This window comes from Rhizobium sp. NLR8a, from assembly GCF_019685235.1.
GTDB lineage: Bacteria > Pseudomonadota > Alphaproteobacteria > Rhizobiales > Rhizobiaceae > Rhizobium.
Map to the genome: position 1 here is coordinate 449,030 of NZ_JABDWI010000004.1, position 8,476 is coordinate 457,505.

Annotated in this window: 9 protein-coding genes; all 9 read left to right on the forward strand. The window is 61.0% G+C overall.

The genetic code is table 11. The annotated features are described in order from the left end of the window. The first annotated feature begins 44 nt into the window (after positions 1–44). Positions 45–2,132: a flagellar biosynthesis protein FlhA gene (gene flhA, locus HJC04_RS10435; RefSeq protein ID WP_210629184.1), complete on the forward strand. Its 2,088-nt coding sequence runs from the start codon at positions 45–47 to the stop codon at positions 2,130–2,132. After that, positions 2,129–2,881 carry a flagellar biosynthetic protein FliR gene (gene fliR / locus HJC04_RS10440; RefSeq protein WP_210629183.1) on the forward strand — a complete coding sequence of 251 codons (753 nt, stop codon included), beginning with the start codon at positions 2,129–2,131 and terminating at the stop codon, positions 2,879–2,881. The genes flhA and fliR overlap by 4 nt, the downstream gene beginning before the upstream one ends. A 7-nt stretch (positions 2,882–2,888) precedes the next feature. Further along, positions 2,889–3,302 (forward strand): hypothetical protein, encoded by a 414-nt coding sequence (locus HJC04_RS10445; protein ID WP_210629182.1) that lies wholly within the window; start codon positions 2,889–2,891, stop codon positions 3,300–3,302. 31 nt (positions 3,303–3,333) lie between these two features. Further along, positions 3,334–3,897 carry a rod-binding protein gene (locus HJC04_RS10450; RefSeq protein WP_210629181.1) on the forward strand — a complete coding sequence of 188 codons (564 nt, stop codon included), beginning with the start codon at positions 3,334–3,336 and terminating at the stop codon, positions 3,895–3,897. A gap of 11 nt (positions 3,898–3,908) precedes the next feature. After that, positions 3,909–4,274, forward strand: a complete 366-nt coding sequence (locus HJC04_RS10455; RefSeq protein ID WP_210629180.1) for a hypothetical protein — start codon at positions 3,909–3,911, stop codon at positions 4,272–4,274. Next, positions 4,274–4,813, forward strand: coding sequence for a hypothetical protein (locus HJC04_RS10460; RefSeq protein WP_210629179.1), 540 nt, complete (start codon positions 4,274–4,276; stop codon positions 4,811–4,813). The genes HJC04_RS10455 and HJC04_RS10460 overlap by 1 nt, the downstream gene beginning before the upstream one ends. Before the next feature lie 291 nt (positions 4,814–5,104). After that, complete coding sequence (locus HJC04_RS10465) at positions 5,105–5,944, forward strand: WecB/TagA/CpsF family glycosyltransferase (RefSeq protein WP_210629178.1); 840 nt, start codon at positions 5,105–5,107, stop codon at positions 5,942–5,944. A gap of 172 nt (positions 5,945–6,116) precedes the next feature. Continuing rightward, positions 6,117–7,883: a succinoglycan biosynthesis protein exop gene (locus HJC04_RS10470; protein ID WP_221145998.1), complete on the forward strand. Its 1,767-nt coding sequence runs from the start codon at positions 6,117–6,119 to the stop codon at positions 7,881–7,883. A 121-nt stretch (positions 7,884–8,004) separates the two neighbouring features. Further along, positions 8,005–8,476, forward strand: a 472-nt coding sequence (locus tag HJC04_RS10475; protein WP_311044436.1) for a tetrahydrofolate dehydrogenase/cyclohydrolase catalytic domain-containing protein, incomplete at its 3' end; no start/stop codon positions are given.

The following is an 8,476-nucleotide window of genomic DNA, read 5'->3' on the forward strand; positions in this document are numbered from 1 at the left end:
GGCGGACCCATGTCCGCCTCCTCTCATGAAGAGACGGAATCGTCATGGCGCAACCACCTGCACTCCCCCTTCCGAAAGTCGCCCCGAGCCTGCGCGATATCGGTTTTGCCCTCGGCATCATCGGCATCATCTGCATTCTCTTCCTGCCGATCCCGCCGTTCCTGATCGATATGGGCCTGGCTTTCTCGATCGCTTTCTCGGTGCTGATCCTGATGGTCGCGCTGTGGATCCAGAAGCCGCTCGATTTCTCGTCTTTTCCGACCATTCTGCTGATCGCGACGATGACACGGTTGGCGCTCAACATCGCGACGACCCGCGTCATCCTGTCCCACGGCAATGAAGGCCACGATGCGGCCGGCGGCGTCATTGCCGGTTTCGCCAGTCTCGTCATGTCCGGCGACTTCGTCATCGGTCTGATCGTCTTCCTGATCCTCATCACCATCAACTTCATCGTCATCACCAAGGGTGCCACGCGTATCGCCGAAGTCGGCGCGCGTTTCACCCTCGACGCCATCCCGGGCAAGCAGATGTCGATCGATGCCGATCTCTCGGCCGGCATTATCGACGAGAAGGAAGCCCAGCGCCGGCGCAAGGAGCTCGAGGAGGAGAGCTCCTTCTTCGGGGCGATGGACGGTGCGTCGAAATTCGTGCGCGGCGATGCCGTCGCCGGCCTCATCATCACCGCGATTAACGTCTTCGGCGGCATCATCATCGGCTATTTCCGCCACGCCATGCCGATCGGCGAAGCGGCCGACGTCTTCGTCAAGCTCTCCGTCGGCGACGGCCTCGTCTCGCAGATGCCGGCCCTCATCGTTTCGCTCGCGGCCGGCCTTCTCGTGTCGCGCGGCGGCACGACCGGCTCCACCGACCAGGCGGTGGTCAACCAGCTGAGCGGCTATCCCCGCGCGCTCTCCGTCTCGGCCGTGCTGATGTTCGTTCTCGGCCTGATGCCGGGCCTGCCGACCATTCCCTTCACCGTCCTCGGCGGTCTTCTCGCCTTCGGTGCCTGGTTCATTCCGCGGCAGGTCGAGGCTGAAAATAAGCTTCGTCGCGAACAGGAGGAAAAGAAGGTCGTCCAGAGCAAGGAGCTGGAGAAGGATTCGGTCAAGTCGGTGCTACGCACCTCGGAGATCGAACTCGCACTCGGCAAGATGGTGTCGACCCGCCTGCTCGGCGCTCACCAGGAGCTGGCGTTCCGCGTCGGCAAGATGCGCAAGAAGTTCGCCACTCAATACGGTTTCGTGGTGCCGGAAATCAAGGTCACGGACGACATCGCCATCGCCGAGAAGTCTTATCAGATCCGCATCCACGGCACGACGGTCGCCTCCAATCTGCTGCGCGTCGGCGAAGTCCTCGTCGTCACCGGCGCCGGTCGCAAGCCCAGTATTCCCGGCGACGAAATCCGCGAACCCGCTTTCGGCATGCCGGCCGTCTCGATCCTCGAAAACTTCGCCGACGATCTGAAACGCGAAGGCTTCCAGCCGATCGACAACGTCTCCGTCGTGCTCACGCACATGAGCGAGGTCATCCGCAACAACCTGCCGCAGCTTCTGTCCTACAAGGACGTCAAGGTGCTGATCGATCGACTCGACCCGGAATACAAGAAGCTCGCCGATGAGATCTGCTCGTCGCACATGTCCTATTCCGGCCTGCAGGCGGTGCTCAAGCTCCTGCTTGCCGAGCGGGTGTCGATCCGCAACCTGCATCTCATTCTCGAAGCGGTGGCCGAGCTAGCCCCGCATGTCAGGAAGACCGAGCAGATCGTCGAGCATGTCCGCATCCGCATGGCCCAACAGCTCTGCGGCGATCTCGCCGATAATGGCGTATTGCGTGTGTTGCGCCTCGGCAGCAAATGGGATCTCGCCTTCCACCAGGCGCTGAAGCGCGATGCCAAGGGCGAGGTGATCGAATTCGACATCGATCCGCGCAGCCTGGAGGAATTCAGCGAGCAGGCCAGCAAAGTTATCCGTGAGTTCATGGATCGCGGCCTGCCGTTCGCCCTTGTCACGTCGCCGGAAACACGCTCCTATGTGCGCATGATAATCGAAAGGCTGTTCGCCACGCTCCCGGTCCTGTCGCATGTCGAATTGGCCAAGGGCATCGAAATAAAAATTTTGGGCTCGATTTCATGATAACAGACCCGCAAGGGACGGTTCTCGCGTTGTTTCTGGTTTTCTGCCGGATCGGCGGCTGTGTGCTGGTCCTTCCGGGTTTTTCCTCGGCGCGCGTGCCCGAGCAGCTGCGCGTCTTCATTGCCCTCGCGCTGTCGATCGCCGTCATGCCGCTGCTTTGGGACACCGTCTATCCCGCCGTCCACACCGGGTCCGCGACCTATATCGGCCTAATCTTCAGCGAATCACTGATCGGCGTGATGTACGGCATGCTGGCCAGACTCTATACGCTCGGCATGCAATTCGCCGCGACGATCCTCGCCATGATGGTCGGCTATACCCAGCCGGGTTCGGCCGATGTCATCGAAGATACGCCCGAGACCAGCCTTTCCGCCTTCATCACCTTTGCCGGCATCATGATTCTCTTCATCATGGATTTCCATCACATCGTCTTCCGCGCCCTGATCGATTCCTACACGACCATGCCTTTCGGCGGCCTGATGCAGATGCGCGCGACGCTGATCTCCTTCACCGACACGCTCGAGCAGACGACCTACATCATGCTGCGGCTGTCGAGCCCCTTTCTGATCTACGGCATGATCTTCAACGTCTCGATCGGCTTCATCAACAAGCTGGCGCCGCAGATCCCGGTCTATTTCATTTCCACGCCCTATCTCCTGATGGGCGGGCTCTTCCTGCTTTACATCTCGATTGCGGCGCTGATCAGCCAGTTCGGCCAAGCCTTCGGTTCGATCTATATCGGGCGATGAGGCTGTCATGATCGAGAAGAGCCGTTCCCAGAAGCTCAAGCGTCTCCTGTCGGTGCAACGGCATATCGAAAGGATGGCGGAAAACGATCTGGCGGAAACCAGCCGTCAACGCATCGAGGTCAATGCGGCGATGGACGACGTCATCGTCGCGCTCGGCTCGATGGATCCCGTCCACCACGCTTTCTCACAGAATTATGCCGATCGATTCGGCAGACTCACCATCAAGGATCAGCAGCTGACCGGCATGCAGCAGATCCACGAGATGCGGCTGTCGCGGGAGCGCGCCAAGGCCGATCGGCTGGAAGAGGGCTTGAAAGAGGCCTTGGACGCCGAGCGTCGGGAGGCCGACGACAATGCCGTTTACGATGTGATCGACCAGCAATTCGCAACGCCAGCCTCCAGCAAGCTTCAAAAACCATAATCGTTGCGATCTTAATTCAGAGGATTGTAACGTGGCTATTTCGCCCCCCAGTGATCTGGTCCTGGACGTGGTCAAAGCTGCCGACCCCATGGAGGTTCAGGCAGCCCAGGAAAAATTGAAGGCAAATCGCGCGGCCTTTGCCGCGACGAGCCTCGCCGAGAACGGCAAGGGCTTCTCCAATGCGGTCGACGTTCTCGATCATGTCGGCCAGAAGAGCGGCCTCTCCAATATTCAGAACCGCACCAAGACTGAGGAGGTTCCGGAAAGCTACCGGAAGTTCGAGGCCATGGTGCTGCAGAACTTCGTCAAGTCGATGCTGCCGAGCGAGAGCGAAGACGTCTACGGCAAGGGCGCGACCGGCGATATCTGGAAGGGCATGATGGCCGAGCAGCTCGGCAACACCATGGCGAAGGGCGACGGTATCGGCATCGCCAAGCAGATGTACAGCGAGCAGCTGCGCCGTCAGGAGGGCAAGATCGTCAATGCCGCGACCGATGATCGCGACCGCAACACCGCGCTCAGCATGATCGATGACTTCCAGCGCAGGACCTTCGGCACGCCAACCGCCGACTCCAAGACAGCAAGCGACGCATAATCGAGGATACAATGGAAATAGTTTCGAACGAATACAGGATCAAATCCGTTCTCGGACGCCTCGAGATGATCATCGACAATGAGAACACCCGGATCGGCAACGATCCGCAGTTCGACCTCAAGGTCTCCAACGCCCACAAGAGCCGTTGCCTCTACGAGCTGTCGATGCTTTTCCGCGACACCGATCCGGCCGAGCTTGCCGCTGCCCATCTCGATCAGCTGCACGGCCTGAAAAAGAAGCTGGTTCTTAACGCCCGGCGTGTCGAGGCGCATCTCGAAGCAGTTCGTGCAGTGGCCGACCTCCTGAAGAATGCGGTTCAGGACGCCGACGCCGACGGCACCTATTCCCAGGAACAATTCGCCACGCGTGGAAACTGATGGTCAAGCTCGTCCTCACCGGTATCTGGGTCTGCGCCATCACCTTGGCCTCGGTCTATTTTTCGGTGTACCTGGCGACGGCGCCGGCACCCGCGGCAACGGATTCCAAGCAGAGCGCGCTCGAACTGGTGAAGGGTGAAACGATCACTGTGCCGGTCATCGGTGACGGCGCGATCACCGGTTATTTTCTCGGCCGCATTTCCTTCATGATGAACAAGGACATGCTGAAGGGCGTGACCTTGCCGCTGACCGAGATGACGACCGACGAGCTTTTCAGCCTGCTCGTCGGCAACAAGATGGTCGATCTTGCCCACATCAAATCCTTCGACCCGAAAGCCTTTCGCGAGGAGATCAGGAAGGGCATGAACGAGCGCCTCGGCGGCGAGTATGTCGCCGACGTGATGCTGGAGCAGCTTGATTATCTCTCCAAGGAAGAGGTCAAGGAAAATTCGGCCGGTCAGCCGAAGAAGCTCGGCGCACCGGTGAAGATCATCGAGGGCGCGCCAGCTGAGGAAGCATCGGCCCCGCTCGCCCATTGAACAACCGACCATCAATGCACAAACGGCGCCTTCGGGCGCCGTTTGTCGTTGGGCCGTCTTTGGTTAATAAACTACTTATACGAGCATCAAAATCCAAGGAATTTTCCTAAGGGTTGTTTGAAACCGTCCTGTTATATCAGGTGGCACAGCTTGGCATGCGCCGTTTCCGCTATCGGGGCGACGCCTTTCCATGCGTGACGCGACCGGTCCTTTCGAGACCTCCGGGGTGCGGAATATGGGCTTGTTTTCCGGGATGTCGGGCGCATGAAGCACCCTCGGCAGGAGGTAGGAATGAATTTGATTGCAAACTTCGCGGTGCTTGCGTCGCGGCGGACGATCTTCGATCTGCCGGTCTGCGATCTCGGCTGGGACGATGCCCTCGTTTTCATCAACGAGCTCGCCTCCATCCCCGTCGGTCAGACCGTGGTTTGCTTCGTCAACGCCCATAACATGCTGACGGCCCTGCGGGACGATGAATATTACCGGATCATGTCGCACAATCTGGTGCTGCCTGATGGTATCGGCCTCAACATCGCTTCGCAGATCGCCCATGGCGCGCCATTTCCCGCCAATTTGAACGGCACTGATTTCGTCCCGGCCTTCCTCACCTTCATGGAGGCCCCGCGCCGCATCGGTCTTATCGGCGGCAAGCGCTCGGTCGTCGAGGCGGCGGCAGAAAATTTCCACAAGCACACGCCCTGGCATGAATTTGTCGTTATTTCCGACGGTTTTTTCGACAAGGTCGACTCCACGGATGTCATCGAGGAGATCGAGCGCCAGAAACTCGATATTCTGATCGTCGGCATGGGGACACCGCTGCAGGAGAAATGGGTTCACGACAATATCCGCGCCGACCATGCGCGCCTGGTGCTGACGGTGGGCGCTCTCTTCGACTTCGTCTCCGGCGCCGTGCCGCGGGCGCCGAAGACGGTGCGGATGATGCGTCTTGAATGGGCCTATCGCCTGATACAGGAGCCCGCGCGCCTCTGGCGGCGCTATATCGTCGGCATTCCGGTCTTCCTCTTTCATGTGCTGCGCTACCGCTTCCGCCGGCGCGAAAGAATTCTCGGCCATCCCGAAGAGCCCCGCAGCATCGTGCAGCCGGCGGCCGATCGCAAGAAGGCGAGCTGAGCCTGAATTGCCCGCGCGTTTGACGCGCAGGCAGCGCTATCGAGAACCGGACCGCAATTCTTGCCGGTCGCGGTTAACCATTTCTTTGCCATGAATATTTAGAGTGGCTTAATCATCTGCATCGCGTGCGGATGAGTAAACTTGGCCATCATGTGCATGAGATGTGGTGCAAATGTACGATAGCAGGGCCAGAAGCAGTTTTCTCGATCGCGCAGCCGCAAGGCCGCGCGCCCATGACGATCACTACCGGCAGTCCCGATCGAACGGAGCGAATATCGCCCCGCCCGAAGCCGACCTGCTGCGCGCCATCGGCCGTGTGCTGGAAGAGCAGCGCGTGAAGGCGGCGCCCGAGGCGCCGCTCGTCGACCGCATCGAAACCATTCTCGGCAACCGTCTCCGGGCTGCCAATGATGTCGGCCATCGTCTTCCGACGGAACCAGCACGATATGGGGAGCCGGCGGTTCCCGCCGGCGAGACGGCAATTTCGGTCGAACTGCCGGCCGCAAGTCATCAGGAACCGGTCGAGCCCCGCCCGGCGGCACCGCAACCCCGCGCGGGCAGGACCGGCTTTGCGGTAATGGTCGCTGCCGCAACAATCCTGGGCGCCGGTCTGCCGATGCTGATGCCGGCTGCGCCTGTCCACTACCGCGCCGAAACGACGCTTGCTGTGAAAACGGATGCCGCAAGCCGCGCCGCTTTCACGCAGGCTGCGGCAAAGGGGCTAGTGTCCGCGCGCACGGTGGCCTCGACGGTCGCTGCGTTGAAACTTGATCGCGATCCTGAATTTGCCGGTTCCAGCACCAATGCGCTCGGCATTGCATTCGATCTCCTCTCGGGAACCGGTGCCGCCGCCGATCCGGCCTCGCGCGCCGAAGCCACGCTGAAACAAGCGATTGAGATCGTGCCCGATGCGGCCGCCGGCACGATTCTCGTCAGGGTGACGACCGGCGACAGTGGCAAATCCATGCGCATCGCCGCGCGGCTTGCCGAAACCGGTTCCACAGGCAGCGGCCAAGGTCGGAGCGCTGAGACCGACGCCACCCTGCGTAAGGCCTATGACGAGGCTCAGGCCGAGCTTTCCGCCTTCACGGCAAAGAGCGGCGATGGCAATGTCAAGGTAGCGATCGACCTTCGTCGTCAGATCGACCGGCTTGATGCCGATCTGAAAGAGGCAGACCAGAACATTCTCGCGGCCAAGGCGCAGGCCGACCGGCTGAAGGCGGCGAAGCTTGCCGACGTGCTGGATGGTTCGTTGCCCTCCGGCATGCTCTCGCCGGCGATGCAGGACTGGCGCGACAAATATGCGGTCGCAAGGACGACGTTTGCGCAGCTTTCGGCTGAGCTTGGCCCACGCCATCCCCGCCTGTTGCAGCAGCAGGCCGAAACGGATGGGCTTAAGGAGAACATGGGCAAGGAGCTTGCCCGGCTCGCTCAGGTCGCCAATGCCGCTGCCAAGGCTGCGGTCGATGCGCGCAAGGGACTGAACGAGCGCCGCAACATGCTGATCGCCCAGAGCCGGGATACCGGCGTCGATCTGTCGCGGCTGACCGAACTGCGCGAAAAGGCGAATGCCGCCCGCTCGCGCCTGGATGATGCGGCATCCGTATCGGCGGCGGCAGGCGACGGCCATATCACCGTTTTGAAGCCGCCGCTGGCATCGGCGACATCGGCAAAGAGTGGTCTGACCGGCCGCGCTCTGGCCGGCGCCGCCACAGGCCTGGCAGTCGCTGTCGCACTGGCTTTCCTGCTGTCCTTGCGCAAATCCGTCGCGGCTCCGGCAATGGATGTGCCGGCGTCCGCGTCCGTCCCTTCTCCGCCGCCATCGCCCGTGCCGGCCTCTGCTGCGGTCGACGAGGTCGAACTGCTGCGCTCCCAAATCTCAGGCCTGCGGGACCGGCTTCGTGTTCATGTGATGGAAACGCGGCAACCGCGGCGCTGAACCAACCATTTCCTTGCAAATTTGATATTGCCTTGCCGCTTTCCGACAGGATAGGGCGTTAGCGGGCATTTGACGCTCGTCAACTATCCATAGATTGACGCTAAACAGGGCGGAGAGACGCGTGACGACAGTAATCGACGGCAAGAACGTAGCTGCATCGGTAATTCAGACGGTCAAGAGTGCGACGGCAGCGCTGGAAAAGAGCAGCGGCGTCACCACCGGCCTTGCGGTCATCATCGTCGGCGACGATCCGGCAAGCCACGCCTATGTCGGCTCCAAGGGCCGCATGGCCAAGGAATGCGGCTTCAAGTCGGTCCAGCACACGCTGCCGGCCGAGACCAAGCAGGAGGATCTGGCAGGCCTCGTCGCCACCCTCAACGGCGATCCGTCGATCCATGGCATCCTTGTGCAATTGCCCTTGCCGAAGCCGCTCGATAGCGAGCCGATCATTCAGTCCATCCTGCCTGAAAAGGATGTCGACGGCCTCAGCGTCGTCAATGCCGGCAAGCTTGCCACCGGCGACCTGAAGACCGGTCTGGTCTCCTGCACGCCGGCCGGCGCCATGGTCTTCGTCCGCCGCACCCATGGCGAGG

Bases quoted from the DNA above. Each gene is read 5' to 3' on its own strand.
- HJC04_RS10445 (WP_210629182.1), top strand. From the start codon at position 2,889: ATGATCGAGAAGAGCCGTTCCCAGAAGCTCAAGCGTCTCCTGTCGGTG.
- HJC04_RS10455 (WP_210629180.1), top strand. From the start codon at position 3,909: ATGGAAATAGTTTCGAACGAATACAGGATCAAATCCGTTCTCGGACGC.
- HJC04_RS10460 (WP_210629179.1), top strand. From the start codon at position 4,274: ATGGTCAAGCTCGTCCTCACCGGTATCTGGGTCTGCGCCATCACCTTG.
- HJC04_RS10465 (WP_210629178.1), top strand. From the start codon at position 5,105: ATGAATTTGATTGCAAACTTCGCGGTGCTTGCGTCGCGGCGGACGATC.
- flhA (WP_210629184.1), top strand. From the start codon at position 45: ATGGCGCAACCACCTGCACTCCCCCTTCCGAAAGTCGCCCCGAGCCTG.
- fliR (WP_210629183.1), top strand. From the start codon at position 2,129: ATGATAACAGACCCGCAAGGGACGGTTCTCGCGTTGTTTCTGGTTTTC.
- HJC04_RS10470 (WP_221145998.1), top strand. From the start codon at position 6,117: ATGTACGATAGCAGGGCCAGAAGCAGTTTTCTCGATCGCGCAGCCGCA.